The organism is Alsobacter sp., from assembly GCF_059501845.1.
The window spans coordinates 383,583-409,974 of sequence record NZ_JCACDK010000018.1 but is presented as its reverse complement, the minus strand read 5'-3'; the positions used below and the strand labels follow the sequence as shown (position 1 = coordinate 409,974).

Sequence of the window (26,392 nt, the reverse complement as noted above, 5' to 3'; positions counted from 1 at the left end):
GAGGAGCGCGCCCCGGCGTCGCATGCGAGGGGCTTTACGGACGCCGCGTGCCGGTCCAGACTCGCCGCGTGACCCAGGCCGCCATCACTGTCCGCCTCGCCCGGCCCCGCGACGCAGAAGCGATCGCGGTCGTTCACGACGCGGCCTGGCGCGAGGCTTATCGCGGCATCATCCCCGGCCGCGAGCTCGAGCAGATGGTGCAGCGCCGCGGTCCGTCTTGGTGGCGGACCGTGCTCGAGCGCGGCGGCCGCATCGCCGTGCTCGACTTCGACGACGCCGTGCGCGGCTATATCAGCTACGGCCGCAACCGCCTCACCGTCTCTCCCTACCGCGGCGAGATCTTCGAGCTCTACGTGGCGCCGGAATGCCAGGGGCTGGGCTTTGGACGCAGGCTGTTCACGGCGGCGCGGCGCGACCTCTCGGGCAACCGCATTCCCGGCCTGCTGGTCTGGGCGCTCGCCGACAATGACAGGGCCTGCCAGTTCTACCGCCATCTCGGCGGCATCAAGGTGCGCGAGCGCGAGGAGCATTTTGGTGCCGAGGTGCGGGCCCGGCACGCCTTCGGCTGGGTCTGAGTGGATGTCGCGTCAATCATTGTCGTAAAGTCGTCTTGCCGCAGGCCGCCATGAACCCTAAGACGTGCCGACGGCGCCTTGCGCCAGTGGAGTGATCACGATGCGTATCGACGCAGTCCAGATCGGGAAGAACGCCCCCCACGAGGTCAACGTCATCATCGAGGTTCCCATCGGCGGTGAGCCGATCAAGTATGAGATGGACAAGGCGTCGGGCGCTCTCGTCGTCGATCGCTTCCTCTACACGTCGATGCGGTACCCCGGGAACTACGGCTTCATCCCGCACACGCTTTCCGACGATGGCGACCCGTGCGACGTGATCGTCGCCAACACCAGGGCGATCGTGCCGGGTGCCGTGATGAGCGTCCGCCCGGTGGGCGTCCTGTTCATGGAAGACGAGGCTGGCGGCGACGAGAAGATCGTCGCGGTGCCGTCGACCAAGCTCACCCGCCGCTACGAGAAGGTCCAGAACTACACGGACCTCCCGATGATCACCATCGACCAGATCAAGCACTTCTTCGAGCACTACAAGGACCTCGAGCAGGGCAAGTGGGTGAAGGTGGTGCGCTGGGGCGACGCCGAGGAGGCGCGCGAGCTCATCAAGATCGGCATCGAGAAGCACAAGGCGAACAAGAAGGAAGGCTGACGCGCCTCTCCGCCTTGCTTCCGTCGCACCGGCGCGCAAGCTTCCCGGGCCGCGAATCGAAGCCCGGTCTCAGCCGTGGCGAGGAAGCACGATGAGACGTCCCGCACGGGCCGGGGCGGCGAAGGCCGCCCTTCTTCTTTCCATGCTGCTGATGCTGGTGGTGCCGCCCGGCGCCATCGCCCAGCAAGCGGCCCCGACGCCACCCGCCTCCCAGGCCCCTGCGAACGGCCCGGCCGGCCAGAAGGCGCCGGCTCCCGCCGCGCCGGCGCAGCAGCAGGGCCAGCCGGCCCAGCAGCAGCCGGCGCCAAAGCCCCAACCCGCGCCTCCGAGCGCCGCCATGGCCGCCCAGCGCGCCAAGCTCGACAGCGTGCGCCTGCAGCTCGACCAGATCGAGGCTGCCGTCCAGCGCAGCGGCCAGACCGACGCCGCCCTCGGCGGGCTGCGCGAGCAGCTCGTTCCTCTCGCCGATATCGCGCGCACCGTGGTGTCCGACCTGACGCCGCGGGCAGACGCCATCCGACAGCGCCTCGCCGAGCTCGGACCCAAGCCGGGCGAGAACGATCCGCCGGAAAGTACCGACGTGAGCCGCGAGCGGGAGGACCGCCAGGGCGCGCTGAACGACATCGACGAGACCGTCCGCCTCGCCCGCACGCTCCTCGTTCAGGCCGAGCAGACCGACAAGGAGATCGCAGACAGGCGCCGCGACCTCTTCACCCAGCGGCTCTTCGAATCCTCGTCCAGCCTGCTGGCACCCGACCTGTGGGCGGATATCGTCTCCACGTTTCCGCAGGACCTGCGGGCTCTCATGCAGGTTGCCGCCGACACGTCGGCTCGCATGGGCCAGCGCGTCACCTGGCCCACCGGCCTCGGCCTGCTGGCGGCCGTGCTGCTCGCCATCGTGCTCGTCCTGCCCGTGCGCCGCTTCGCGCTCGGCTTCGTCAAGCGCGACCGGCTGGCCGGGCACCCGACGCGGCTGCAGCGCACCAATGCGGCGGCGTCGATCACGCTCCTAGGGGCCATCGCCCCGGCGCTCGCCTCGATGCTGCTGATCAAGATCGTCGACACGACGGACCTCTTCCCGGCCCGCGTCGAGCCTGCCTTCGCGCGGCTGATCTGGGGCGCGGCCTTCGTCGCCTTCATCCGCAGCCTCGCCGACGCGCTGCTCGCGCCGGACCGCATGAACTGGCGGCTCTTCAACATTTCCGACGACCGCGCGCGGGCGCTCGTCAACCTGGCGACGCTGGCCGCAATCGTCCTGGTGCTCGGCCGCACCGTCGAGGCGGTCTACCAGAGCATCGCGGCGGGCATCCGTCTCTCGGTCGCGACGCAGGGCATCTTCGCCGTCATCGTCGCCCTGGTCATCGCCCGCGCCCTCAACATGATCCGCTGGGTGGACGATTGCGACGAGGCAGCCTTCGGGCCGCACGTCTCCGACACGCCTGACCTGACGGCGCCCATCCGCTTCGCCGGCTGGGTGCTCTGCGCCATCGTCATCGGCGCCGTCCTCGCGGGCTATGTCGCCTTCGCGTCCTTCCTGGTCAGCCAGATGGCGTGGGCGGCCATCGTGCTGACCTCGCTGATGATGCTGCTCTCGCTCGCCGACGAATGGTGCAGCGTCGGCTTCGCGCCCAACGGGCGTCTGGCGCGGCTCGCCCAGGCGGGCATCGGCCTGTCGCGCCACTCGCTGGAGCAGATCGGCGTCCTCACCGCCGGCGCCCTGAAGGTGGTCCTCTTCGCACTTGCCGCCACGCTGCTTCTCGCGCCGTGGGGCATCGAGTCGACCGACCTTTTGTCCTCGGTCCGGGCCGCCTTCTTCGGCATATCGGTGGGCGGCGTCACGGTCTCGGTCGGGACGATCCTGCTGGGTGCCTTCGTCTTCCTGCTGGGCATCGTCATCACGCGCACCGTGCAGCGCTGGCTGCGCACCAAGTACCTGCCGCACACCCAGCTCGACGTCGGCCTGAAGGACTCCATCACCACCGGGCTGGGCTATCTCGGCTTCGTGCTCGCTGCGGTGCTGGCCGCGTCCTATGTCGGGCTCAGCCTCGACAAATTCACCATCGTCGCCGGCGCGCTGTCGGTCGGCATCGGTTTCGGCCTGCAGTCGATCGTCAACAACTTCGTGTCGGGCCTGATCCTGCTGGCTGAGCGGAGCATCCGCGTCGGCGACTGGATCGTCGTCGGCGGCGAGCAGGGCTATGTGAAGCGCATCAACGTGCGCGCCACCGAGGTCGAGACCTTCGACCGCGCCACCCTCATCGTCCCGAATTCGAGCCTCGTGTCGGGCTCGGTGAAGAACTGGGTCCATTCCGACCGTACCGGCCGCGTGCTCATCACCGTTCCGGTGGGACGGTACACCGACGCCGACCAGGTTTCGACGGTCCTCAAGGAGGTCGCGCGGGGCCACGAGGACGTGCTGGAGGATCCGGCGCCGCGCGTCCTGTTCCGGACCATGACGGAATCGACGCTGACCTTCGACCTCATCTGCTTCGTCGGCGAGGTCGATACGGCCGCCCGCGTGTCCAGCGATCTCACCTTCGAGATCTTCCGCAGGCTGCGGGATTCGGGCCTCGTCGTGGCGCCGGGGACACCGGAATACAGGATTTCCGGGCTCGATACCCTGCAGGAGCGGCTGGTGGAGATCGGCGAGAAGCTCGAATCCCGGCCGAAGGCGGGCAAGGGCGGAAACGGCAAGGACACCCCCGCCCCATGATCTCCCGCAGACGCCTCCTCGCCACCGGCCTCCTCGGCGCTGGTCTTCTTCCACTCGCCGCCTGCAACACCGCGCCGCCGGCAGGCCCCGTGCCCGCCTTCTACCAGCGGCTCGACGAGGGGGCCGAGCTGGACCTCGAAGCAGCGGCCGGGTTCGTCAATGCCTGGCGCGCGAAGAAGGGCCTCGGCCCGCTCGCCCTCGATCCCGCGCTGACGGAGCAGGCCCGTGCCCGCGCAGCCGGCGTGGCGGCGACCGACACCTCGACCTGGGGCGAGATGCCGAAGATCACGCACGTCGCGGCGGGAGGGGGCAAGCGCGCGGAACGCGTGTCGGCGGGATACCGGACGCTCGCCGAGGCGTTCTCGGGCTGGCGCGACTCGCCGCAGCACAACGCGGTGATGCTCGCTCCCTTCGGCACGCGCATGGGCATCGCCGCCGTTGACCGGCCGGGGACGAAGTACCGCGTCTACTGGTGTCTGATCGTAGCCGGCGGCTGAACCGCGGCCCGCCGTCTCAGAACTTGCGCCCGGTCGGCAGCGGCGGCGCCTCGCGCAGCAGCGTGATCGTCACGCGCCGGTTGGCAGGCAGATAGGGGTCGTCGGGAAACATCGGGTCCGTGTCGGCCTTGCCGACCACCTGGGCGAAGCGCTGGTCGGGGATGCCGGACGTGGCGAGGATGTTGCGCACCGCCGAGGCGCGCGCCGTCGAGAGATCCCACGATGTCCAGCCCGGGCTGGAGCCCGGCCGCTGCGCCGAGGTATGGCCGGTGACGGAGATCCGGTTCGGCAGCTTGCGGATGGTCGGGGCCATGTGCGCGAGGATCTTCTTCATCCGCTCATAGGGCTCGGCGCTGCCCTCCGGGAACATGGCGCGGCCATCCTGGTCGACGAGCGAGATGTCGAGGCCGTCCTTGCCCTCCTCGACGATGATGTTTTTGGAGACCTCGGTGATCTCCGGCATGTCCTGCATGGCCTGGCGCAGCGACACGGCGGCGAGCGCAAAGGCGCGGTCGAACGAGGTCACGGCGACGCCATCGTCCGGCCGGTCGAAGATGCTCGGCGCGGTGAAGTCCGAGCCCTGGTCGGGCGGGGCGCGCTTGACGTTCTTGAGGTTGGGGCGCACCGGAATGCCGTCAGCCTCGACGATGCCGGAGAGGCGTGACTCACGCTGCGTGCCGAAGGCGTCGCGCATCGAGCCGGCGACGATCTGCAGCTTCTTCTGGTCCTGCGTCGACATTGCCGTGAGCATGACGAAGAAGCTCATCAGCAGTGCCATGAGATCTGCGAATGTGACGAACCAGCCACCGTGGCCGCCGCCATGGCCTCCCTTCCTGCGCGCCATGTCGCGGCCCTTTCCGGGTCAGGCCGCTTCCGCCATCTCGTGGCGGTGGTGGTCCGGGAGGTAGGCGAGCAGCATCTCGCGCACGATGGTCGGGCTCTTGGCGTCGCGGATCTGGAGGATGCCGTCGATGATCAGAGTCCGGGAGATGTCCTCCTCCTCCAGCTTCAGCTTCAGCTTGTCGGCGATCGGCAGGGCGACGAGGTTGCCGACGAGCGCGCCGTAGAGGGTCGCCAGAAGCGAGATCGCCATGAAGGGTCCGAGCTTGGAGGGGTCCTCCATGTTGGCGAACATCTGCACCATGCCGATCAGGGTGCCGATCATGCCCCAGGCCGGCGCGGCGTCGCCGATCGACTGGTAGATCTTCGTGCCCTCCTCGAGGCGCATGAGGAAATTGTCACGGTCGCGCTCCATCGTGTCCTTGATGAAGTCGCGGTCGTAGCCGTCGGCGATGTAGCGGATGCCCTGGGCGAGGAAGGTGTCGTCGACCTTGACGTTCTCCAGGGCCATCGGGCCGTTTCGCCGCACCGTCTCGGCGATCCTGGTGATCTCATCGATCAGCTCGCGCGGATGCATGCTGCGCATCGTGAACGCGAAGCGGATCCCCATGGGGAAGCCATGGAGGAGAGCGCTGAACGGAAAGCGGATAATGGTTGCAGCGGCGGTGCCGCCGCCGATGACGATCACTGCGTGAATATCGTAGTAGAGGGAGAAGCTCCCGCCCATCAGGATCAGCGTACAAACCACGCCGACTCCAAAGGCAAGCCCAATGCCGGTCGCGAAATCCATCGTTCGAGGTTCCTGCGCTAGCGCGGCCGGCGGTTCGCGCTTCTGCGCTGCCGTGCGGCCGATTCACCGTAGGTTCGGCGCCTGAAGGAACGGTTAAGTCACCGCCCCTCGTCGGGGCCGGGGGGAACAGGATGGGAATTCTCGCACTCTACGGGCGCGTGCTGCGGCAGCTCGGGCCGGAGGCAAGGCTTGGAACCGTGCTGGGGCTGGCCAATATCCTGCTGGCCGGTGCGCAGTTTGCCGAGCCCTTGCTGTTCGGCCGGATCGTCGACCTTTTGTCGCGCGCCCAGGCGACCGGTGTTCCGCCGATGATGTCGGACCTGCTGCCGCTGGCGGGCCTGTGGATCCTGTTCGGCCTGTTCACCATCGGCTGCGGCGTGCTCGTCGCCCTGCATGCCGACCGGCTCTCGCACCGCCGCCGGCTCGCCGTGATGACGGGGTTCTTCGAGCACGTGCTGACGCTGCCGCTGTCGTTTCACGCCACGACGCATTCGGGCCGCGTGTTGAAGGTGATGATCGACGGGGCGGGCGGGATCCAGAACCTGATCCTGTCCTTCTTCCGCACCCATTGCGCGTCCTTCGTGTCGCTCCTGGTGCTGCTGCCGCTCAGTGTCTTCATCAACTGGCCGCTGGGGCTTCTGCTGATCGCGCTCCTGGCGCTGTTCACGGTCCTGACGACGCTCGTGCTGCGCAAGACGGAGACCATGCAGGGCGACGTCGAACGCCACAATTCCATGCTGGCGGAGCGCGTGTCGGACGCGCTGGGCAATGTTCCGGTCATCCAGAGCTTCACCCGCATCGACCAGGAGACGCGGGCGATGCGCTCGATCGTCGACCAGCTGCTGGCGGCGCAACTGCCCGTGCTGTCCTGGTGGGCGGTGGCCGCCGTGGCGACGAGGGCCTCGGCCACTCTCACCATCCTGGGCGTCTTCCTGCTCGGGACGTGGCTCAACCTTCGCGGCATGGCGACGGTGGGCGAGATCGTCGCATTCATGAGCCTGGCGACGCTGCTCATCGCGCGCATGGAGCAGGTGGTCACCTTCACCAACACGCTGCTCCTCGAGGTGCCGAAGCTGAACGAGTTCTTCCGCATCATCGACACCGTGCCGGCCGTCCGCGACGTGCCGGGCGCCGCCGACCTCGGTCGGGCGACAGGCGAAGTGGCGTTCGAGGGCGTCAGCTTCTCCTATGACGGCAAGCGCCCGGCGGTGGCAGACGTGTCCTTCGTGGCCCGCCCGGGGGAGACGATCGCGCTCGTCGGCTCCACCGGGTCGGGGAAGTCGACGACGCTCGGTCTGCTGCACCGGGCCTTCGACCCGCAGTCCGGCCGCATCCTCGTCGACGGCAAGGACATTCGTGACGTCAGCCTCGGCTCGCTCCGGCGCAACATCGGCGTCGTCTTCCAAGAGCCCATGCTGTTTGCCCGCGCCATCGAGGAGAACCTGCTGGTCGGGCGCCCCGACGCGACGCGCGAGGACATCGAGAAGGCGATCGAGCGGGCGCAGGCGGCCGACTTCATCCGCCGCATGCCGGATGGCCTGCACGCCATCGTGGGCGAGCGCGGCCGGTCGCTGTCGGGCGGCGAGCGCCAGCGCCTCTCGATCGCCCGCGCCCTGCTCAAGGACCCGCCGATCCTGATCCTTGACGAGGCGACATCGGCGCTGGACGCCGACACGGAGGTGAAGCTGCAGGCGGCGCTCACCGAGGTGATGAAGGGCCGCACCACCTTCGTCATCGCCCACCGCCTCGCCACCATCCGCAATGCCGACCGCGTGCTCGTCTTCGAGCAGGGCCGGATCGTGGAGGCGGGCGGCTTCGACGAGCTCGTCGGGAAGGGTGGCCGCTTTGCAGCCCTGGCCCGTGCCCAGTTCCTCGACCGCGACCAGCCACGCAAGCCAGCCGACGCCGGCATCGTCCCGGGCTGACTGGGCGCGCTCCTGCCGTTCAGTGCGACATCAGCACGGAGGTCAGCATCTGCCGGCCGAAGCGGTCGCTGACGCCGCCGAGGACGCGCTCCAGGAGGCGCGGGTGGCCGTAGGCGCCGGCGACGAGGAGATCGGCGCCGAGCAGCGCGGCGCGCTGCAGGATCTCGTCACCGACGACGTTGTAGTCGAGCGTGCGGCCGTCGAAGACGGCGTCGATCCCGTGGTGGCCGAGGTGGTCGATGACCGGCCGGGCGAGGTCCGCCCCGCGCTTGCCGAGCGACACGATCGTCACGGTCTTCGCCGCGCCGATCAGGGGGAGCGCGTCGTGAAGGGCCCGCGCGGCCTCGCGGCTGCCGTCCCACGCCACCAGCACGCGTTCGGGAAACACGTCCGGCAGAGCGCTCACCGGGATGCCGAGCACCGGCCGCCCCGCGGTCACCACCACCTGCTCGATTCGGAAGCCCTGCAGGTCGTCCTGCGGCCCGTTCGGCGGCCCAAGGCCGAGAATGGCGAGGTCCCGCACGCGGATGTGCGCGAGCAGATCCTCGACCAGCGGCTCGCCGCTGACCTGCCACTGGCCCGCCACGCCGGCGACGGCGGCTTCGTCCGCGAACTGGCCGTGCAGCTCCTTGACGACCTCGAAGGCGGGGCCGCCGGGGAGCAGGCCCACGGTCGGTCCCGTGTAGTAGCCCGTCAGGCGCGCGCCGAAGCGTGCCGCGAGGCGGATCGCGAAGTGCATCCTGTCGCGCCCACTATCAGACGGATCGACGCTGACGATGAGGTCCCTGATCTTCATGGACGCCTCCGGTGCCCTGAGGGGCCGGCGGCCCCTCCTTTGCGCGCACGCTAGAGGCAGCGGCCGCTGCGTCACTGAACCAGATCAAACCGGCCGCAACTCCGGCTCGGAGCAGCGCGTTTGTTCGTTGCCGGCCCCGGACCGGCGGTAGCGAGGAACAGACTTGCCAGACAGCGCTCCGCAGGCCGAAAGGCCGTCCGCCGCACGCGCGGCCGCGCCAACCACGATGCGCGCAGCCATCGTCACCGCCCCGGGCCGGACGGAGACGATCGCGGTTGCCGTCCCGGACCCTGGGCCGGGCGAGATCCGCGTCCGGATCGAGGGATGCGGCGTCTGCGCCTCCAACCTCGTGCCGTGGTCAGGACCGGACTGGATGAGCTTTCCCACCGAGCCCGGCGGCCTTGGGCACGAAGGGTGGGGGGTCGTCGACGCGCTGGGCGAGGGTGTCAACCGCTTCGCTCCGGGCGAGCGCGTCGCCTTCCTCTCCAACCACGCCTATGCCGAGTACGATCTCGCGCAGGACACCCAGGCCGTGCGGTTTCCGGAGCGGCTTGCGGGCTCGCCCTTCCCCGGCGAGCCGCTGGGCTGCGCCATGAACATCTTCCGCCGCAGCGAGATCGAGGCGGGGCAGACCGTCGCCATCGTCGGTGCCGGGTTCCTCGGCGCCATCCTGACGCGGCTTGCCAGCGCCGCGGGGGCGCGGGTGATCGCCATCTCCCGCCGGCAATGGTCGCTCGACCTCGCCCGCCGCATGGGTGCCGCCGAGACGATCGCCATGGACGACCACGGCGCCATCATCGCCAGGGTGAAGGACCTGACTGGCGGCGCTTTCTGCGACCGTGTCATCGAGGCGGTGGGCAAGCAGTGGCCGCTCGACCTCGCCGCCGAACTCACCCGCGAGCGCGGGCGACTAATCGTGGCCGGCTACCACCAGGACGGCCCGCGGCAGGTGAACATGTGGTTGTGGAACTGGCGCGGCCTCGACGTCATCAACGCCCATGAACGCGATCCCGCCGCCTATGTGCGCGGCATGGAGGAGGCCGTCGCCGCCGTGGAGAGCGGGCTGATCGAGCCCGCCGGGCTCGTCACCCACGCCTTTCCCCTAGAGCAGCTGGCCGAGGCGCTCGATGCGACGCGGGACAGGCCCGACGGCTTCATCAAGGCGGTGGTGACGCCATGAGCGCGCCGCCGCGGGTGCCGCGCCTCGGCTTTCTCGGCACCGGCTGGATCGGCCGGCACCGGATGCGGGCCATCGTCGAGGCGGGAGCCGCCGAGGCCGCCTGCATCGCCGATCCCTCTCCCGACATGGCTCAGGCGGCCCTGGGGGACGCCCCAGGTGCCCGGCTCGTGCCCGATCTCGACGCCATGCTGGCGCAGGACATCGACGCGGTCGTGATCGCCACGCCCAGCGCCCGGCATGCGGCGCAGACGATAGCCTGTCTCGAGGCGGGGAAGGCGGTGTTCTGCCAGAAGCCGCTCGGGCGGACCGAGGCCGAGGTGCGCCGGGCGGTGGACACGGCACGCGAGGCCGGCTTGCTGTTGGGCGTCGACCTGTCCTACCGCCACACGCGCGGCATGGCGCAGATCCGCGAGCTGGCCGGTTCCGGCGCCCTCGGCCGGATCTTTGCGGCCGACCTCGTTTTCCACAATGCCTATGGGCCGGACAAGCCGTGGTTCTACGATCCCGCTCTGTCCGGCGGCGGCTGCGTGATGGATCTCGGCGTGCACCTGGTCGACCTCGCTTTGTGGGTGCTCGGTGCGCGCGAGGTTGCGGGTGTGTCTTCCCGCCTGCATGCGGGCGGCCGTCCGATCACGGATCCCCACACGCAGGTGGAGGATCACGCGGTGGCGACCGTCGACCTTGCGGACGGCGCCGTGGTGCGGATCGCGTGCTCCTGGCGGCTGCAGGCCGGCCAGGAAGCGGAAATCGCCGCGTCGTTCTACGGCACCGAGGGGGGAACCTCGTTCCGCAACGTCGGCGGATCCTTCTACGACTTCAACGCCGCCCTGCACCGTGGCACGACGCGGGAGCCGCTGGCGGAACCACCCGACGAGTGGGGCGGCCGGGCAGCCGTGGCGTGGGCGCGGGCGCTTGCGGAAGGGCGGGGCTTCGACCCCGAGGCCGAGAGCCTGGTCACCGTGGCCCGGGTGCTCGACCGCATCTATGGGCGAGGCTGAGGTCCCTCCCGTGCAGGACACGATCCCTCGGCGCGCATGGCGCGGCTCTTGCGCGTACGCCCCGAGACCCGATCTCATAGGGCGAACGACGCCCGAGGGGCGCTCCCGTACTGTGGCCCGCTACCGCGGCCCGGAGACCACGCCATGACACCGCTCTCGGTCCTCGACCTCGCTCCCGTGCCGGAAGGCGCGACGCCGCGGGACGCGCTCATGCGCTCCCTGGACCTCGCGCAGCACGCCGAAGCGCTCGGCTATCGCCGCTTCTGGCTGGCCGAGCACCACAATATGGCCGGCATCGCCAGCGCCGCCACCTCCGTCGTCATCGGCCACGTCGCCGGCGGAACCCGGACGATCCGGGTCGGGGCGGGCGGCATCATGCTGCCCAACCACTCGCCCCTCGTCATCGCCGAGCAGTTCGGCACGCTGGAAAGCCTCTATCCCGGCCGTATCGATCTCGGTCTCGGCCGCGCCCCCGGCACGGACCAGCGGACGCTGCACGCGCTGCGCCGCGACTATGAGAGCGCCGACACCTTTCCGCAGGACGTGGTCGAGCTGCGCGATCTGCTCGGCCCGGCCCGGCCGGGGCAGGGCATCCAGGCCGTGCCGGGCACGGGTACGAACGTGCCACTCTGGATCCTGGGCTCGAGCCTTTTCGGGGCGAGGCTCGCGGGCATGCTCGGCCTGCCCTACGCGTTCGCGTCCCACTTCGCGCCTGCCGCGCTGGACGAGGCGCTGCGCGTCTACCGCGCGTCGTTCCAGCCCTCCGGGCAGCTGTCCGCGCCCTACGCGATGGTGGCCGTGAACGTCGTCGCGGGTGAGACCGACGCAGAAGCCCGCCGGCTGTTCACCACCGTGCAGCAGGCCTTCGCACGCATGGTGCGGGGCACACGCGGCCTGCTGCCCGAGCCGATCGACGATATCGAGACCTTCTGGTCGCCGACGGAGAAGGCGCACGCGTCCTCCATGCTCGCCTGCTCCGCCGTGGGCTCGCCGCGCACCGTGCGGCGCGAGCTCGACGCGATCGCCGCACGGACGCAGGCGGACGAGCTCATCATCGCCTCCGCCATCTTCGATCACGAGGCGCGACTGCGCTCGTATGAATTGCTGGCCGAAGCCTGGGCGGCGGCACCGGCCGAAGCCGTCCCGGCCTGACGCGAAGGGATCCCCCGATGTCCGACGAGAGCGGCCTGCCGCCCGACACCAAGCTCACCACGACAAAGCAGCGCTGGGCGAAGGAGCGGCGCTTCATCACCGGGCGGGTGGCCCGCGCGGAGGCGGACCGGCTGCCCCCGGGGCAGCATCTGGTCAAGGACTGGCCGGTGCTCGACCTCGGCCTGCAGCCCGAGATCCGGCCGAACGGCTGGACCCTCGACATCGGCGGGCTGGTCGAGAACCCGCAGCACTGGACCTTGCCGGCCTTCATGGCCCAGCCGCAGGTCGAGATCGTGTCCGATATCCACTGCGTGACGAGCTGGTCGCGCTACGACAATGGCTGGACGGGCGTCGCGACGCTCGACCTGCTTGACCTCGTGCGGCCAAGCGCCGACGCGCACCACGTCGTGCTGCACAGCTATGACGGCTACACCACCAACGTGACGCTCGAGGATTTTGCGGGCGAGGACGTGCTGCTCGCCCACTCCTGGCAGGGCAGGCCACTGCCGGTGGAGCATGGCGGGCCGGTCCGCCTCGTTCTGCCGCGGCTCTATTTCTGGAAGAGCGCCAAGTGGGTGAACCGCATCGAGTTCGTGGCCGAGGACCGTCCCGGCTTCTGGGAGGTCCGCGGCTACCACAACCGCGGCGACCCGTGGGCCGAGGAGCGCTATTCCGACGACTGAGCCGGAGCTCAGGCGCGGGCTTCGCGCGCGTTCCAGTTGCGCATGTCCTCGTTGCGCATGTCCCGCGGCGTCTCGAAATCCGAGGCCGCGCCGCGCATCGCGCTTGCCGGGCGCGGATAGCCGGAACGGCTGCGGTAGCTGTCGACGAAGCGCCAGGCCTCGTCCTGCTGCTCTGCGGCGAGCCGGCGGGCGCACCAGATGTCGAGTGCGGTCACGCCGAGCACGGCCGTCAAGGCGAGGCCCACTGTGCCCTGCCGGCCATTGTCGCGGAGGCTGGCGGCGAGGCTGGCGAGGTCGAGCACGTCGCCCGCGATGCGGCCCTCGACCCACGGCTTCGGATTCTCGGTGGCGAGAAGGCCGACGCCGGCCGCGATCTCGCGCAGGCCGAAGCCCTGGACGAGGGTCTCGTGCCCTTCCGTGCCCAGCGCTCGGGTGAGCGCTCGCGGGGCGATCAGTTCGGCCAGCCCCAGGCCGATGCTGAACCAGCCGAGCGAGCGCGCCATGCGGCGGCCGGCGCTGTCGGCGTCCCGGGACGCCTGCCCGGCTGAACCGCGCCAGCGTTCCGCACCCTCGAATGTCCGCTCCGTCGTCGTCACGTGGCCCATGATCCGCACTCCTGCTGCGGCGGCGCGGGCCGCCGGTCCGGCGAGCGGTGGCAATGACGAGACGCGGGTAAGGTTCCGGCGGCTCAGGTTCGGGCGAAGGCGCGGCGAAGCGCCGTCAGGCCGAGCCTGCGGCGCGGCATCAGCTTTCCGCGTCGAGGTCCTTCTGCCCTTCCTCGATCCGCTCGAGGACGGCCTCGGGGACGACGACGCGCTTCAGCTCCGTCAGCTCGGGAGCCTGCGCCTCGGCGATGCCGAGCCGGTCGGCGATGGCGGCGGTGATCTTCAGGAGATGCGTGATCTCGTGCTCGGCGAGCAGGTTGATCTGAAGGTCGAGGTCGGCGCGACGGTCCGCCTCGGTGGCGGCGCGGTTCTGCGCGATGAGGACGAAAGTCGAGATGAAGATCGCCTCGACCGACGCCGTGGTGGCAAGGATCACGAAAGTCGGGTCGAACGGCTTCAATCCGACGAGCCCGGAGTTCCAGGCCACCCATGCCGCGACCAGCGTGAGATGCAGCAGCACGAAGGCCATGCTGCCGGCGAAACGGGTCATTGCGTCTGCGATCCGCGATCCCGCGCCCGCATTGGCGCGCTCCTCGCGCCGCCTTTCGCGCAGGGCCTGGATGTTCCGGTGCAGGACGGAGGCGAGGCCGCTGGCGTCCCGCGTCAGGGAGGGCGGACCCCCTGTGCTTCCGGCCGCGACCCCGTCGGGCAGCATCCACGTCGGGTCGGGCTGCATAGGGTCAGGCCTCCCAGGGCCGCGCCGCCTGCGCCGGGGACGATCCCGACGGAGGTGCGCGCCGCCGGTCGATTTGCGAGAAGGCCACCGGGAAGTCGGGCAGCCCCCAATGTTCGAAGCGGTGCCAGAACTCGCGCTCGCTGACCGGGTTCGCCTCGTGCGAGAGCCGTCCCGCGCTGGCCCGTTCCCACGCGCCGCCAGCGCGCTGAACGGTGTAGGCGAGGGTCGGGATCATCAGGACTGGCCTTCCCGTCCATTCGAAGAACATGACGCATCCAAAGAGGGTTTCCGGCCTGTCAATTCGCCGGCCCTGCCGGTGTTCCTGCTGCATGGCTGGTGCCCCGTTCGAAGAGGCTCGCGCTTCCGCTTGACCCTCGTCCGTACGCTGGAATAATTTGTCTGAGTAAACGCGTGGGGAGGACCGGAGACGGTCCCATTCCGCCGTGCTACGAATCGGGCGGCCCGCCTTGGTGGCGGAGCCGGTGGCGGTAACGGGTCCCGCTCTCAATGGCCCGACAGGGAGATCGAAATGCTCACGAGACGCTCGCTTCTCGCCGCCTCTGCCGGCGGCCTTACCCTCGCCACGCTCTCGGCCCGCGACGTATTCGCGGCTCTGCCGAAGCTGGCGCCGAAGGACAAGTACAAGATCGGATTCGCGCAGACCGAGTCGAACAACCCCTGGCGTCTCGCCCAGACCGCGAGCATGCAGGAAGAGGCCGCCAAGCGCGGCTGGCAGCTCGTTTACACCGACGCCGCCGGATCGGCCGCCAAGCAGGTCGCCGACGTGCAGTCGATGATTGCCCAGAAGGTCGACGTCATCCTCCTGTCGCCGCGCGAAGAGAAGCCGCTGATCCCGGCCGTGATGGGCGCCAAGAAGGCCGGCATCCCGCTGTTCCTGATCGACCGCAGCGTCGACGCCAACCTGGCCAAGGCCGGCGAGGACTACGTCGCCTTCATCGGCTCCGACTTCGTCAAGGAAGGCCAGCAGGCCGCCGAGGTCCTGACCAAGGCCGTCAACGGCCAGGCCAAGATCATCGTCCTGCAGGGCACGGTCGGCAGCTCGCCCGCCAATGACCGCGACAAGGGCTTCAAGGACTACATCAAGGACCACCCGGGCATGCAGATCGTCGCCGCCCAGTCCGGCGACTTCGCCCGCGACAAGGGCCGCCAGGTGTTCGAGACGCTCTACCAGGCGCATCCCGAGGCCACCATGCTCTACTCGCACAATGACGAGATGACCATGGGTGCCATCGCCGCCATGTCGGCGGCCGGCAAGGTGCCGGGCAAGGACCTGATCATCGGCTCTATCGACGGCACCAAGGACGCGGCGCAGGCCGTGGCCAACGGCCAGGTGCTGGTGGTCGTCGAGTGCAACCCGAAGTTCGGCCCGAAGTCCTTCGACTCCGTCGTCGCTTTCTCAAAGGGCGAGAAGCTGCCGCCGCGCGTCGTCAACGTCGACCGCGTCTTCACCAAGGACAATATCGCCGCCTACATGCCCGAGGCCTACTGACCTCCCGCATCACGGGACGAAACGGAGCGCCGCCCCTCGTGGGCGGCGCTTTTTGTTGGAGCGCGGGTCTCCAGACCCGCAGTTTTCTTGTTTGCGGAAAGGCGCGTCTGAAAACGCGCGGTCCGGCTCAGCAGCCGATGAAGGCCACGGCGTAGGGGCCAAGCGACAGGCCATCGGCCCCGAGCGGCCGCGACGAGGCCGCGAAGGCCGCACGGTCCCGCGTGGCGAGGTCGAAGCTTTCCGGATCCAGGACCCTCGCCTGCGTCATGCCGGGAATGCCCTCCAGCCCGACCTGCCTGGTACCCCGCGTCAGGTTGGCGACGATCAGCGCCGGACCCTCCGGTCCATCCCACGCGACGGCGGCAATCCCCGCCGGCGTCGACACGGCGCGAACCGCCGCACCTGTGGCTCCCGACAGCGCCGCGACGACGTGCCAGAGCGGATAAACTGTGCCGTCTGGCGAGCCCTCGTAGCCCGGCGCCGGCCAGCCCTGTGCCGTATGGGCGATCCCGAACGGCCCTGCTGGCGCCCCCGCGGCCATCTCCGGCACGGCGAGGGGCGCGAGAGCGGCGGCGAGGCTGGCATGCCACGCAGCGGCGAAGACGCCGCGCTGGCGCGGGTCGACATGGGCGAGGGCAACGCGCGCATTGCCGGGGTTGTCGGCCGGGGCGGCCCCATAGGGGTTGAGCCGGGCCCCGATATTGGCGGGACCCGCGTGGTACGGCGTTTCGCCGGAGAAGGCGCGGGCCGAGCGCACGATCCAGGGCCACGCCTCCAGCGTCTCCATTACGGAGGCGTCGTCTGCGGCGTGGACCGTGGCGCATCCGCCATGCGTGACGAAGTCCATCGCCTCGGCGGGAGGCCGCTTCCGGTTCAGCTCGGGGAAAAAGGCAGGCGAGCCGCCGCCCACCGGGACGCCCGGAAAAGCCTCCCGCGCGGCGGCGTAGATGTCCGCGAGCTCCGGCACGGGCGGCCGCTTCTGGCCGGGCTGGAAGGAAATCTCGTCCACCTTGGGGAAGACTGCCACCGACACGGGCGAAAGACCGGCCCCGCTCATCATGCGGGCCGCCTCGGCGAGCTCGCCGGCCGGGGATGCCTGCCCGGGGATCACAAGATGCAGCGCGACCGGACGGCCCGTCGCCTGCGCAAGCCGGGCGATGGCGGCCAGCTCCGCGGATGCATGGCCCGCCGCCATGTCGACAAGGGCGAGGAGCACGCCGGGCGCCGCCTCGCGCACTGCGTCCGCCACCTGCAGCGCTTCCGCAGCCCGCTCGGCAGAGACGGCGAGGGCGATCCGCGGCATCGTCGCAGGCAAGGGTGCGCCGACGCGAACGGCGGCCCCCGTGGAAGCCGATGCTCCCGCCGGGGATGCTGCCTGCCCCGAGTCCGAAATGGTCAGTGTGATCGTCTGCTCAACCGTCGCGCCCTGGTCCAGCCGGTACGGAAAGGGCAGGGCGAGGGGCCGGCTGTAGGTCTTGAAGGACGCGTCCGTCCAGTTGCGGTGGTCCTCCATCTCGAAGACGTCGCCCTCCATCCGCACCGTGGCGCGCAGGCCGGGTGCGGGCTCATGCGTCACCTCGCGAATGTCCTTGAGCGGCTGGGCCGGATTCACGGTCGCGCCGAGCGTCACGGTCTCGCGGCCGCCCAAGGCGTGCTCGACCTCGACCCTGCCCCCGGCCACGCCCTCCAGCGGGTGCAGCACCACGAAGCCGGTGCGGTTGGTCATGAAGTCCGTGAGCGGCTCGATCCTCACATGGGCGACGAGCCTCCCTTCGGCGCTCGCCTCGTACGCGACCCGGCTGCGCAGCTTTGCCCCACCGGCATCCACCAGCGAGACGAAGCGCAGGGCGAAGCGGCCTTCGCCTTCTTCCACCACGAGGTCGCTGACCTGCTGAGCCGGGGTGCGCCAGGCGTCGTCGCGGACCAGGAATGAGATGGCGCGGACGATCTCGACGCCGTTCCAGCGGATCCAGCGCAGGCCGGCCCCGTCGAACACGGCCTCGAGCGGCCCGGCCCGCAGGGTTCGGGGGTCCGGCTCGACCTCGATTGTTCCGAACAGGGCGATGGCGGCGTCGGTCACGGGCGGTCCTCCAGCTGCGTCGCGGGGTCTGCCGCCCCGCCTCACGGCGGCAAGACTAGTCCCAAGAGCGTGAGCACGTCACGCGGGGGCCTCGCAATGCAGGCCCGCGCGCCCTACCCTCATGCGGGATCCGGCACGGGAGACGCTCATGGCCGCAACTACGCAGGGGACGGCACTGGTCGTCGGCGCCGGGGACGGGCTTTCGGCCTCGCTGGCGCGGCTCTTCGCCCGGGAGGGCCTCCCGGTCGCCCTGGCGGCCCGCAACACCGGCAAGCTGGAGGATCTCGGTCGTGAGACGAACGCCACGCTGCACGCCTGCGACGCCTCGAAGCCAGCGGACGTCGAGGCGCTGTTCGCGGCCGTGCCCGATCCCGCGATCGTCGTCTACAACCCGTCCTACCGCATTCGCGGCCCCATCGCGGACCTCGATCCCGAGGAGGTGCGGCGGACGCTGGAGGTCACGGCCTTCGGCGCCTTCCTCGTCGGCCGGCTTGCCGCGCGCGCCATGCTCGCCGCCGGACGCGGCACGATCCTCTTCACGGGAGCGTCGGCGGGCGTGAAGGGCTACGCACAGTCCGCCCCCTTCGCCATGGGCAAGTTTGCTCTGCGCGGCCTCGCCCAGTCCATGGCGCGGGAGCTCCACCCCAAGGGGGTGCACGTGGCCCATGTCGTCATCGACGGCGGCATCCGCTCGTCTCGCAGGGCCGACGACGGGCGGGACTCGACGCTGGACCCCGACGCCATTGCCGCGGCCTACTGGTCGCTGATCACGCAGCCGCGCTCGGCCTGGAGCTGGGAAATCGAGCTGCGGCCCTGGCTGGAGACGTTCTGAGCCCCATGACCGCCTTCTACCGCTCTCCCCACGTCAAGGAGCAGGCCGACCCGCTGATCCTCACCGCCCTGATGGACGAGGCCGCCACGGAGAAGTTTCAGGCATGGCGGCGGGCCTATTTTCCCGAGCGGCTGAACCGGGTGCCGGCCCACCTGACGCTGTTCCACGCCATCCCCGGCCACTGGCTGGAAGACGTCGAGACCCTGCTGGCGGACCGCTGCTGGTCCCTCGACCCCCTGCCCGCCCGCGCCCTCGGCCTGCGCTTCACCGGCCACGGGATCTCGGTGGAGATCGAGGCGCCGGCGCTGGCGATCGTGCGGCGCGAGCTGGCGCAGGAATGGTCTGCCGCGCTGTCGCCGCAGGATCGGCAGCGCTTCGCGCCGCACGTCACCATCCAGAACAAGGTGCCGCCGCCGCATGCCCGGCGCACGCTGGAGGCTCTCGAGGCGATATTCCAGCCGTTCGGCTTCGCCATCGAGGGCCTGCATCTCTGGCACTACCGGGGAGGGCCGTGGGAGGAGGCGGGGCGGTTTCCGTTCGGAGCCGCGCCGGTCTGACGCATAAGCGTCACGCGCTCTTGCGCGTCTCAACTGTGGGCGGAAGCATGTCTGCGGCAGGCGGCGCGACAGGTTCGCGCACCGGCTCCCGTACCACCGGCTCCTTTGCGATGCCATGCTCCAGCAGCCGGTCGAGCGCCCTCAGCACGCGCGGAAGATCCTCGCCGGCCAGCGGGCTCAGCCCGTGAATGTCGAGGCTGCACAGCCCCTCGACAGCGAGGCGCGCCACCATGGCGGCGTCGGCGTCGTCTGCGGTGTCGCGGATGCGTGTCCAGTCCTCGGCGATGACGTCGCGCACGGGATCGAGCAGGCCCGGGCTCTCGGCGGATGCCGCCAGCATGGCACCGGCCACCTGGCGCTTGCTGCCGATCCACTGCCGCAGGGCCACGGCCAGCGTCAGCCTGCATTCGACATTCGGCCGCCCGTCCAGCTTGGGACGCAGGCGCTCGCGCTCGGCCGCGGATTCGCCGATCATGCGCTCGATCATGCCGCGCAGCAGCGCGTCCTTGCTGCGGAAATGATAGAGCACGCCGCCCTTGCTCAGGGAGGCCCGCACGGCCACCGCGTCGAGCGTCAGTTTGCGGGCGCCGACCTCGCAGACGATGTCGGATGCGGCATCCAGAATACGGTCCCGGGCACTCGCTCCGTCGCGGCTCGCCATTCTGGATCCCTGCATGGACTGTACCGTCCGGACGGTATATAAGACCCTCGTTGCAGTCGGCGCAAGCGGTCCATTTTGATCGTTCCGCGTATCGTCCACTGATGGTTCTCAAGCCGCGGGGCTTCCGGTCATGAAGCGGGCGTTCGTCGTTGGTCTGGTTTTCATCCTGGCGGTCGGTCTCTGCGCCGGCCTGGTCTGGTTCAATTTCTTTCGCGACAAGATGATCGGGCAGTTCTTCGCCACCATGCAGCGTCCGCCGCAGGTGGTCTCGGCAGCGCCGGTGAAGGCGACAACCTGGACGCCGGGGATTGCCGGCATCGGCACGGCCCGCGCCGAGTTTGGCGTCGAGCTCGCCGTCGAGATCGGCGGCATCGTGCGCGAGATCCGCTTCAAGGCCAATGACCGGGTGAAGAAGGACCAGGTCGTGGTGCAGATCGACGACGCGGTGGAGCGCGCCGACCTGATCGACGCGCAGGCGGCAGTCAAGCTGGCGGAATCCACCCTGGAGCGGTCGACGACGTTGCGCCAGCGCGGCTTCGACACGCAGTCGGCGTATGACCAGGCGGTCGCGGGCCTCGCCACGGCGCGTTCGCGCCTGCAGCGCATCGAGGCGGTGATCGACCAGAAGGCGCTGAAGGCGCCCTTCGACGGCGTCATCGGCATTCCGCGCATCGATCCCGGCCAGTACGTCCAGCCCGGCACGGTGGTCGCCACCCTGCAGGACCTCGACCGCATGAAGGTCGACTTCAGCGTACCCGAGCAACTCGCCGGCCAGGTGAAGGCGGGCCAGCCCGTCAAGTTCGGCGTGGGCAACGGCGAGATGCCGTTCGTGGGCAAGGTGACGGGCATCGACCCGCGGGTCGATCCGCAGACCCGCCTCGTCAACGTCCAGGCGACGCTCGACGACAATTCGGGCGGCGCGGTGCAGCCCGGCCAGTTCCTGCAGGTCCGCGTCGTCCTGCCGGCCGAGGACAACGTCGTCACAGTGCCGCAGACCGCGGTCGTGACCAGCCTCTACGGCGACTACGTCTACGTCATCGAGAACGAGCAGAAGGACGGCAAGGACCGGCAGGTCGTGAAGCAGGTCTTCGTCAAGATCGGGCGCCGCGAGGGCCGCCAGTCCGAGGTGGTCTCGGGCGTCCAGGCCGGGGCGATGGTTGTGACAGCCGGCCAGAACAAGCTGCAGGCCGGTGCGGCGGTGAAGATCGACAACTCGATCGACATCACCAAGCTCGAAAACGAAGGCTGAGGAGCGCGCCATGGGTTTCACGGAGCTCTTCATCCGCCGTCCCGTCCTGTCGATGGTGGTCAGCCTGATGATCCTGCTGCTCGGCGCGCAGGGTCTGATGAGCCTCCAGGTGCGCCAGTACCCGAAGGTCGACGAGACCACGGTGACGGTCACCACCGCCTATATCGGCGCCAGCGCGGACCTCATCGAGGGCTTCATCTCGACGCCGATCGCCAAGGCGGTGTCGAGCGCCGAGGGCGTCGACTACGTCACCTCGCAGAGCCGGCTCGGGCTGAGCACCGTCTCGGTGCGCATGCGCCTGAACACCGATCCCAACGCCGCGCTGACGGAGGTCACCTCCAAGGTGCAGCAGGTGCGCGCGCAGCTGCCCAGCGACGCCGAGGACCCGGTGGTGGTGAAGGGCACAGGCCAGTCCTTCGCGCTGATGTACCTCACCTTCGCCTCGTCGGAGATGAACCCCGAGCAGGTCACCGAATTCCTGACCCGCGTCGTGCAACCGCGCTTCGCCACGCTCGAGGGCGTCGGTTCGGCCGACATCCTCGGCGGACGCGACTTCTCGATGCGCGTCTGGCTCGACCCGATCAAGCTCGCCGCGCGCAACGTTACGGCGTCAGACGTCATCAGCTCGATCCGCAGCAGCAACTTCCTGGCTGCACCCGGCAAGACGCAGAACGAGTACGTCGCCTACGCGCTCGAGATGAAGTCCACCCTGCAGACGCCGGAATCCTTCGGTGCGTTGCCGATCCGCGCCTCGGGTGACCAGATCATCCGGCTGCGGGACGTCGCCAGGGTGGAACTCGGTCCCAAGAGCACCGACACCATCGTTGCCTTCAACGGCCGCGAGGGCACCTTCATCGGCGTCACGCCGGCGCCCGCCGCCAACCCGCTCTCGGTCGCGCGGCAGGTGCAGGACGCAGTCAAATCCATCGGGCCGACGCTGCCCAAGGGCATGACGGTCGCTGTCGTCTACGATGCGTCCAACTTCATCCGTGCGTCCATCGTCGAGGTGTTCAAGACCATCGGCGAGGCGGCGCTCATCGTCTGCATCGTCATCCTGCTGTTCCTCGGCTCGTTCCGCTCGGTGATCATCCCGGTGGTGACGATCCCGCTGTCGATGGTCGGCGTCTGCTTCGTCCTCTTCGTGCTCGGCTACTCGATCAACCTCCTGACGCTGCTCGCAATGGTGCTGGCCATCGGCCTCGTCGTCGACGACGCCATCGTGGTGGTGGAGAACATCCACCGGCACATCGAGGAGGGGCTGAAACCGATCGACGCCGCGATCACGGGCATGAAGGAGATCTTCTCGCCCATCGTGTCGATGACGATCACGCTGGCGGCGGTCTACGCGCCCATCGGCTTCACGCAGGGGCTCACGGGCACGCTGTTCCGCGAGTTCGCCTTCACGCTGGCGGGCGCCGTCATCATCTCCGGCATCGTGGCGCTGACGCTGTCGCCGATGATGTCGTCGCGTCTGCTGAAGCCGCATGGCGCGCAAGGCCGTTTCGCCGCCTTTGTCGACCGCAGCTTCACGCGGCTGGAAAACTGGTACGGGCGCCGGCTGGCGGGATCGCTGCGGGTGCGCTGGGTCACGCTGATCATCGTCGGCGCCATTATGGGAACGACGGTGTTCCTCTTCGTGAGGACTCCGTCCGAGCTGGCGCCAGAGGAGGACCAGGGCGCGTTCCTCGGCCTCGTGCTGGCGCCGAAATACGCCACGGCGGACTACACCGCCCGCTTTGCCAAGGCGTTCACCAACGCGCAGACCAAGATCCCCGAGATCCAGGACACCTTCATGGTGGCCGGCACGGACGGCGGCGGCAGCGCCTTCATCGGCTTCAAGCTGAAGGAGTGGAGCGAACGCACCGCCCGCAAGGCTGCTGCGGTGAAGCAGGACATCCAGGGCCTGCTCGACTCCAACGCCGGCGTGCAGGCCTTCATCTTCTCGCCGCCCGCGCTCCCCGGCACCAGTGGCGGACTGCCGATCCAGTACGTGCTGCGCACCATCGGCGACAGCCAGCAGGCCTACGAGGTGGCCGAGCAGGTCCGCCAGAAGGCGATGATGTCAGGCAAGTTCATCGTCGTGCAGAACTCGATGACCTATGAGACGCCGAAGGCCACGGTCACCATCGACCGCGACCGCGCGGCCGCGCTCGGCGTGCCCGTCAGCGAGATCGGCACGACGCTGTCGGCCCTCGTGGGCGGCGGAACGATCTCCAAGTTCGACCGCGACAACCGAAGCTACGACGTGGTCACGCAGGTCTCGCCGGAGGACCGGCTCAATCCCGAGCGCCTGCGCTACTACTATGTCCGCGCCTCCAACGGCACGATGGTGCCGGTGTCCTCCGTCGTCTCGCTGACCACGGGCACCTCGCCCGCCTCCATCGAGCAGTTCAACCAGCTGAACTCGGCGACGCTGTCGGCCCTCCCACTGCCGACGGTGACGACGAGCCAGGGCCTGGCGACGCTGCGCCAGATCGCGGCGGAGGTGATGCCGACGGGCTTCTACGAGGACTTCGCCGGCCAGTCGCGCCTGGAAGTGCAGGAGGGCAGCTCGATCGGGCTCGCCTTCGGGCTCGCCGTGATCGTCATCTACCTCGTGCTCGCCGCGCAGTTCGAGAGCTTCCGCGACCCGTTCATCATCATGATGTCGGTGCCGCTCTCGATGTTCGGGGCCATTGCCTTCCTGAACCTCGGGCTGGCGACGCTGAACATCTACACGCAGGTGGGCCTGATCACGCTGATCGGCCTGATCACCAAGCACGGCATCCTGATGGTGGAGTTCGCCAACGATCTCCAGGTGCAGCGCGGCATGGACCGCCGTTCGGCGATCCAGGAGGCGGCCAAGGTCCGCCTTCGGCCGATTCTGATGACCACGGCCGCCATGGTGCTCGGCGTCGTGCCGTTGCTGACCGCCAGCGGCGCCGGCGCGGCAGCCCGCTTCTCGATGGGCCTCGTCATCGCGACCGGCATGTCGATCGGCACGATCTTCACGCTCTTCGTCGTGCCGATGTTCTACACCTTCCTCGCCCGCGACCGCTCGGCGATGGCCAAGGACGTCGCCGCGCGCAAGGAGCACGGCGACGGCGACGAGTGGAAGGTGGCCGCCCAGTAACGCGGCCGCCTCAGCGCGCGATGTCGACGAAGGCTTCGAGCGAGACGCGGTCGTAGTCCATCACGAGGATCGACAGGCGCATCGTCCAGCGGCCGGCGATCGGCAGCGGAACGCCCTCAACGGCCCAACTCCCGTCCGGCTGGCGCACGGCCTCCCGCTGGACCGCCTCGAAAGCGCCGCCGGGCGCCGCGAGCGAGATGCGCACGCCCTTGGCATCGAGCGCGCCGAAGTCGCCGGTCAGGAGCACCAGCCGCACGACGTTCGGCCCCGACCGGCCGGGAACGACAGTGACATCCGCCATCGCTTCTGCCGTGTGGACGTGGACCGCCACGTCACGCGGTGCGGCCGCGGCAGCTGCCAGCGCGCGCGGCGGCGGCGTGAAGCGCCAGCCCGCGACGAGCCCCGCGACCACCGCCATGAGCAGGATTTCCGCGATCAGCGACCTGGCAAGGCGACGGCGGGCGCCCGGTTCGTTCCGCGCCACGGCGGGCGACAGCCGGAAGCGATTGAGCGCGGCAAGCCCCAGCAGAGCCGTCACGGCGGAGAGCTTCGCCAGCAGGATCAGGCCGTAGGGCGTGAGGAGGCCGGCAGGCGATTCCAGCTGGGCCACCGCCAGGCCGCCCCCCGTCATCGCGAGGACCGCGACACCGGGCAATGCCGCGGACGAGAAGCGCCGCAACCCGGCCGGCAGCGCCGGGTCAGCGTCGTCCCGCCGGGCCAAATCCAGCAGCGGCAGCAGGCCGCCCGCCCAGAGCATGGCCGCGACGGCGTGCAGGGCGACGGCGGGGCGGAACAGGACACCGGGCTGGAGCGAGGAAGCGTGGCCCGTCACGGCGAGCGATCCGGCGGCCAGCAGCAGCGCGACGATCACCGCGGGCCCGCGCCAGCGCTCTCCCGGCAGACGAAAAGCGAGCAGGCAGGCGCAAGCGGCAAGCAGCATCGCCGGGCCCGCCGATGTCGTGACCGCCGTCCGCCAGGGCAGGGACGACGCGAGGGCCGACAGAGGTAAAGCAAGGGCGTCCAGGCCTTGCAGGCCGAGCAGGGCGACTGCTCCCGCGAGCCCCGTCAGGGCACACCCCGCGCGGAGCCGCGCCGTCCACGGCGGAACAATTCCGCCGATCACGATCGCTGCAGCGAAAGCCGTGCCGACGCCGCCGAGGAGACCGGCATAGACGGCAAGACGCGCCAGCCACAGCAGGGGCCTGACGCCTGGACCGGCTTCCTCGAAGGGAAGCGCGACGGCACTGGGCGCCCCGATGGAGAAGCTCAACGTCCCCGCGACGGGATGGCCATCGATGGAGACGACGCGCCAGCTGAGCAGATAGGTGCCCCGCGCCGTGAGGTCCGGGGCGGTCACGCTGAGCCGGTCTCCGCCGGCCGGGGTCGGGAGGTCCGCGATGGATCCGTCGGGGGAGACGAGGCGCAGGGCGAGCGGCGAGACGGGCTCGTTGAAGCGCAACTCGAGCAAGCCTGGCGCGGACGGGACCACGGCGCCCTCGCGCGGCGCCGTCTCCAGCAGCACGGCGTGGGCCATGGCGGCTGGAGGCCCCGCAAAGACGAGAAGGAGGATGGCCGCGACGGCGGCGAGGATGCTGCGCATGGGGGAAAGGACGGGCCGCGGCTCGGGGCCGCGGCCCTGCGCCATCAATGCCCGCCGGACGCGGGCAGGAGCTTCACGCCGGGCGCGGGCTCCTCGTAGTCGTCGGCCGACTTTCCGTCCACGGGGATCTCGATCCAGCGATGGGCACCCTTCTCGCACTCCTGCACGACAGGAAACCAGACGGTCTGGCCAGCTTGCAACTCACCGCTGATGTAGCCCCGGAAGACGAACTCGTCATAGTGCTCGTCGAGCAGCTTTCCGGTCCATACGATCTCCCGGACGCCCTCGGTCAGCGAGGTGCCGTAATAGTCGTGAGCGCTCTGGTAGGGCGCCTTCACGGTTTCGACCGTCCAGCCCGACTTGGGCTGCGGCTTGACGGAAATGACTCCCTCCGGGATGCGCACCCTGACGATGAGGGTGGGCGATCCCTCGCAGCCATGGCCGATGCGGATGACGCCCTTGTAGCCTGACTTGACCTTCGCTTCGGTCGTTTCCAGCGTGGCGTGTGCCTGGGCGCTGATGGCGGACAGGAGGATGGCGGCGCCAAAGGCGGCCGCGATGGCATAGTTGGACATGATCGATCTTTCGTCGGAAGCCCACCGGGAGGCGCTCTGCGCCTATCGGCCGGAGGTGCCGGTCAGAATTGGGCCGTCGCGAT

General features: G+C 69.6%; 24 protein-coding genes. 14 read left to right on the top strand and 10 right to left on the bottom strand.

Annotated elements, in window-relative coordinates; translation table 11 throughout:
* The first annotated feature begins 47 nt into the window (after window positions 1–47).
* From AC5JCN_RS16785 to AC5JCN_RS16770, 4 genes are all read left to right on the top strand, one after another.
* A complete protein-coding gene (locus AC5JCN_RS16785; RefSeq protein ID WP_495756231.1) occupies window positions 48–575 on the top strand; it encodes a GNAT family N-acetyltransferase in 528 nt (175 codons plus the stop codon).
* A 100-nt stretch (window positions 576–675) separates the two neighbouring features.
* On the top strand, window positions 676–1,218 hold the full coding sequence (gene ppa, locus AC5JCN_RS16780; protein ID WP_495756230.1) for an inorganic diphosphatase: 543 nt from the start codon (window positions 676–678) through the stop codon (window positions 1,216–1,218).
* Between the two features lie 91 nt (window positions 1,219–1,309).
* Window positions 1,310–3,931 (top strand): DUF3772 domain-containing protein, encoded by a 2,622-nt coding sequence (locus tag AC5JCN_RS16775; RefSeq protein ID WP_495756229.1) that lies wholly within the window; start codon window positions 1,310–1,312, stop codon window positions 3,929–3,931.
* The gene (locus AC5JCN_RS16770) at window positions 3,928–4,428 is read left to right on the top strand and encodes a CAP domain-containing protein (RefSeq protein WP_495756228.1); all 501 of its coding nucleotides are present in this window, start codon (window positions 3,928–3,930) and stop codon (window positions 4,426–4,428) included. The genes AC5JCN_RS16775 and AC5JCN_RS16770 overlap by 4 nt, the downstream gene beginning before the upstream one ends.
* A gap of 16 nt (window positions 4,429–4,444) precedes the next feature.
* Here AC5JCN_RS16770 and AC5JCN_RS16765 read toward each other — a convergent pair whose 3' ends face one another.
* A complete protein-coding gene (locus tag AC5JCN_RS16765) occupies window positions 4,445–5,272 on the bottom strand; it encodes an OmpA/MotB family protein (RefSeq protein ID WP_495756227.1) in 828 nt (275 codons plus the stop codon).
* Between the two features lie 18 nt (window positions 5,273–5,290).
* Window positions 5,291–6,058, bottom strand: a complete 768-nt coding sequence (locus tag AC5JCN_RS16760) for a motility protein A (RefSeq protein WP_495756226.1) — start codon at window positions 6,056–6,058, stop codon at window positions 5,291–5,293.
* 131 nt (window positions 6,059–6,189) lie between these two features.
* Here AC5JCN_RS16760 and AC5JCN_RS16755 point away from each other — a divergent pair, with 131 nt between their 5' ends.
* Window positions 6,190–7,983: a glucan ABC transporter ATP-binding protein/ permease gene (locus AC5JCN_RS16755; RefSeq protein WP_495756225.1), complete on the top strand. Its 1,794-nt coding sequence runs from the start codon at window positions 6,190–6,192 to the stop codon at window positions 7,981–7,983.
* 19 nt (window positions 7,984–8,002) lie between these two features.
* On the opposite strand, the gene AC5JCN_RS16750 is transcribed toward AC5JCN_RS16755, so the two are convergent.
* Complete coding sequence (locus AC5JCN_RS16750; protein ID WP_495756224.1) at window positions 8,003–8,779, bottom strand: hypothetical protein; 777 nt, start codon at window positions 8,777–8,779, stop codon at window positions 8,003–8,005.
* A gap of 226 nt (window positions 8,780–9,005) precedes the next feature.
* Here AC5JCN_RS16750 and AC5JCN_RS16745 point away from each other — a divergent pair, with 226 nt between their 5' ends.
* The 4 genes from AC5JCN_RS16745 (at window position 9,006) to AC5JCN_RS16730 (ending at window position 12,792) form a co-directional block, all read left to right on the top strand.
* Window positions 9,006–9,959: an MDR/zinc-dependent alcohol dehydrogenase-like family protein gene (locus tag AC5JCN_RS16745; protein WP_495757664.1), complete on the top strand. Its 954-nt coding sequence runs from the start codon at window positions 9,006–9,008 to the stop codon at window positions 9,957–9,959.
* A complete protein-coding gene (locus AC5JCN_RS16740) occupies window positions 9,956–10,957 on the top strand; it encodes a Gfo/Idh/MocA family protein (RefSeq protein WP_495756223.1) in 1,002 nt (333 codons plus the stop codon). The genes AC5JCN_RS16745 and AC5JCN_RS16740 overlap by 4 nt, the downstream gene beginning before the upstream one ends.
* Window positions 10,958–11,101: 144 nt before the next feature.
* Window positions 11,102–12,109, top strand: coding sequence for an LLM class flavin-dependent oxidoreductase (locus AC5JCN_RS16735; protein ID WP_495756222.1), 1,008 nt, complete (start codon window positions 11,102–11,104; stop codon window positions 12,107–12,109).
* Window positions 12,110–12,126: 17 nt separating this feature from the next.
* Window positions 12,127–12,792, top strand: coding sequence for a sulfite oxidase-like oxidoreductase (locus tag AC5JCN_RS16730; protein ID WP_495756221.1), 666 nt, complete (start codon window positions 12,127–12,129; stop codon window positions 12,790–12,792).
* Window positions 12,793–12,800: 8 nt separating this feature from the next.
* On the opposite strand, the gene AC5JCN_RS16725 is transcribed toward AC5JCN_RS16730, so the two are convergent.
* The 3 genes from AC5JCN_RS16725 to AC5JCN_RS16715 form a co-directional block, all read right to left on the bottom strand.
* Complete coding sequence (locus AC5JCN_RS16725; protein WP_495756220.1) at window positions 12,801–13,397, bottom strand: cyclase dehydrase; 597 nt, start codon at window positions 13,395–13,397, stop codon at window positions 12,801–12,803.
* 139 nt (window positions 13,398–13,536) lie between these two features.
* A complete protein-coding gene (locus AC5JCN_RS16720) occupies window positions 13,537–14,133 on the bottom strand; it encodes a DUF1003 domain-containing protein (protein WP_495756219.1) in 597 nt (198 codons plus the stop codon).
* Window positions 14,134–14,137: 4 nt separating this feature from the next.
* Window positions 14,138–14,401, bottom strand: coding sequence for a hypothetical protein (locus tag AC5JCN_RS16715; protein WP_495756218.1), 264 nt, complete (start codon window positions 14,399–14,401; stop codon window positions 14,138–14,140).
* A 261-nt stretch (window positions 14,402–14,662) separates the two neighbouring features.
* Here AC5JCN_RS16715 and AC5JCN_RS16710 point away from each other — a divergent pair, with 261 nt between their 5' ends.
* The gene (locus tag AC5JCN_RS16710) at window positions 14,663–15,643 is read left to right on the top strand and encodes an ABC transporter substrate-binding protein (protein ID WP_495756217.1); all 981 of its coding nucleotides are present in this window, start codon (window positions 14,663–14,665) and stop codon (window positions 15,641–15,643) included.
* A gap of 127 nt (window positions 15,644–15,770) precedes the next feature.
* On the opposite strand, the gene AC5JCN_RS16705 is transcribed toward AC5JCN_RS16710, so the two are convergent.
* Window positions 15,771–17,723, bottom strand: a complete 1,953-nt coding sequence (locus AC5JCN_RS16705; protein ID WP_495756216.1) for a D-apionate lactonase family protein — start codon at window positions 17,721–17,723, stop codon at window positions 15,771–15,773.
* Window positions 17,724–17,871: 148 nt separating this feature from the next.
* On the opposite strand from AC5JCN_RS16705, the gene AC5JCN_RS16700 reads away from it, so the two are divergent.
* Window positions 17,872–18,555: an SDR family NAD(P)-dependent oxidoreductase gene (locus tag AC5JCN_RS16700; RefSeq protein ID WP_495756215.1), complete on the top strand. Its 684-nt coding sequence runs from the start codon at window positions 17,872–17,874 to the stop codon at window positions 18,553–18,555.
* Window positions 18,556–18,560: 5 nt separating this feature from the next.
* Window positions 18,561–19,112, top strand: coding sequence for a 2'-5' RNA ligase family protein (locus AC5JCN_RS16695; protein ID WP_495756214.1), 552 nt, complete (start codon window positions 18,561–18,563; stop codon window positions 19,110–19,112).
* A gap of 10 nt (window positions 19,113–19,122) precedes the next feature.
* On the opposite strand, the gene AC5JCN_RS16690 is transcribed toward AC5JCN_RS16695, so the two are convergent.
* Window positions 19,123–19,788, bottom strand: a complete 666-nt coding sequence (locus AC5JCN_RS16690) for a TetR/AcrR family transcriptional regulator (RefSeq protein WP_495756213.1) — start codon at window positions 19,786–19,788, stop codon at window positions 19,123–19,125.
* Window positions 19,789–19,903: 115 nt separating this feature from the next.
* Between AC5JCN_RS16690 and AC5JCN_RS16685 the strand changes: the two genes are divergently transcribed.
* Both AC5JCN_RS16685 and AC5JCN_RS16680 read left to right on the top strand, forming a co-directional pair.
* Entirely contained in the window at window positions 19,904–21,022 is a 1,119-nt protein-coding gene (locus AC5JCN_RS16685) for an efflux RND transporter periplasmic adaptor subunit (protein ID WP_495756212.1), read from the top strand.
* Window positions 21,023–21,032: 10 nt separating this feature from the next.
* Window positions 21,033–24,134: an efflux RND transporter permease subunit gene (locus AC5JCN_RS16680; RefSeq protein WP_495756211.1), complete on the top strand. Its 3,102-nt coding sequence runs from the start codon at window positions 21,033–21,035 to the stop codon at window positions 24,132–24,134.
* Between the two features lie 10 nt (window positions 24,135–24,144).
* On the opposite strand, the gene AC5JCN_RS16675 is transcribed toward AC5JCN_RS16680, so the two are convergent.
* On the bottom strand, window positions 24,145–25,779 hold the full coding sequence (locus AC5JCN_RS16675) for a copper resistance CopC/CopD family protein (protein WP_495756210.1): 1,635 nt from the start codon (window positions 25,777–25,779) through the stop codon (window positions 24,145–24,147).
* The gene (locus AC5JCN_RS16670) at window positions 25,779–26,309 is read right to left on the bottom strand and encodes a YcnI family copper-binding membrane protein (protein WP_495756209.1); all 531 of its coding nucleotides are present in this window, start codon (window positions 26,307–26,309) and stop codon (window positions 25,779–25,781) included. Before AC5JCN_RS16670 ends, AC5JCN_RS16675 begins: the two co-directional genes overlap by 1 nt.
* Window positions 26,310–26,392 lie beyond the last annotated feature (83 nt).

Coding starts and splice junctions, on each gene's coding strand:
- ppa (WP_495756230.1), top strand. CDS start 676: ATGCGTATCGACGCAGTCCAGATCGGGAAGAACGCCCCCCACGAGGTC.
- AC5JCN_RS16775 (WP_495756229.1), top strand. CDS start 1,310: ATGAGACGTCCCGCACGGGCCGGGGCGGCGAAGGCCGCCCTTCTTCTT.
- AC5JCN_RS16770 (WP_495756228.1), top strand. CDS start 3,928: ATGATCTCCCGCAGACGCCTCCTCGCCACCGGCCTCCTCGGCGCTGGT.
- AC5JCN_RS16765 (WP_495756227.1), bottom strand. CDS start 5,272: ATGGCGCGCAGGAAGGGAGGCCATGGCGGCGGCCACGGTGGCTGGTTC.
- AC5JCN_RS16760 (WP_495756226.1), bottom strand. CDS start 6,058: ATGGATTTCGCGACCGGCATTGGGCTTGCCTTTGGAGTCGGCGTGGTT.
- AC5JCN_RS16755 (WP_495756225.1), top strand. CDS start 6,190: ATGGGAATTCTCGCACTCTACGGGCGCGTGCTGCGGCAGCTCGGGCCG.
- AC5JCN_RS16750 (WP_495756224.1), bottom strand. CDS start 8,779: ATGAAGATCAGGGACCTCATCGTCAGCGTCGATCCGTCTGATAGTGGG.
- AC5JCN_RS16745 (WP_495757664.1), top strand. CDS start 9,006: ATGCGCGCAGCCATCGTCACCGCCCCGGGCCGGACGGAGACGATCGCG.
- AC5JCN_RS16740 (WP_495756223.1), top strand. CDS start 9,956: ATGAGCGCGCCGCCGCGGGTGCCGCGCCTCGGCTTTCTCGGCACCGGC.
- AC5JCN_RS16735 (WP_495756222.1), top strand. CDS start 11,102: ATGACACCGCTCTCGGTCCTCGACCTCGCTCCCGTGCCGGAAGGCGCG.
- AC5JCN_RS16730 (WP_495756221.1), top strand. CDS start 12,127: ATGTCCGACGAGAGCGGCCTGCCGCCCGACACCAAGCTCACCACGACA.
- AC5JCN_RS16725 (WP_495756220.1), bottom strand. CDS start 13,397: ATGGGCCACGTGACGACGACGGAGCGGACATTCGAGGGTGCGGAACGC.
- AC5JCN_RS16720 (WP_495756219.1), bottom strand. CDS start 14,133: ATGCAGCCCGACCCGACGTGGATGCTGCCCGACGGGGTCGCGGCCGGA.
- AC5JCN_RS16715 (WP_495756218.1), bottom strand. CDS start 14,401: ATGTTCTTCGAATGGACGGGAAGGCCAGTCCTGATGATCCCGACCCTC.
- AC5JCN_RS16710 (WP_495756217.1), top strand. CDS start 14,663: ATGCTCACGAGACGCTCGCTTCTCGCCGCCTCTGCCGGCGGCCTTACC.
- AC5JCN_RS16700 (WP_495756215.1), top strand. CDS start 17,872: ATGGCCGCAACTACGCAGGGGACGGCACTGGTCGTCGGCGCCGGGGAC.
- AC5JCN_RS16695 (WP_495756214.1), top strand. CDS start 18,561: ATGACCGCCTTCTACCGCTCTCCCCACGTCAAGGAGCAGGCCGACCCG.
- AC5JCN_RS16690 (WP_495756213.1), bottom strand. CDS start 19,788: ATGCAGGGATCCAGAATGGCGAGCCGCGACGGAGCGAGTGCCCGGGAC.
- AC5JCN_RS16685 (WP_495756212.1), top strand. CDS start 19,904: ATGAAGCGGGCGTTCGTCGTTGGTCTGGTTTTCATCCTGGCGGTCGGT.
- AC5JCN_RS16680 (WP_495756211.1), top strand. CDS start 21,033: ATGGGTTTCACGGAGCTCTTCATCCGCCGTCCCGTCCTGTCGATGGTG.
- AC5JCN_RS16675 (WP_495756210.1), bottom strand. CDS start 25,779: ATGGCGCAGGGCCGCGGCCCCGAGCCGCGGCCCGTCCTTTCCCCCATG.
- AC5JCN_RS16670 (WP_495756209.1), bottom strand. CDS start 26,309: ATGTCCAACTATGCCATCGCGGCCGCCTTTGGCGCCGCCATCCTCCTG.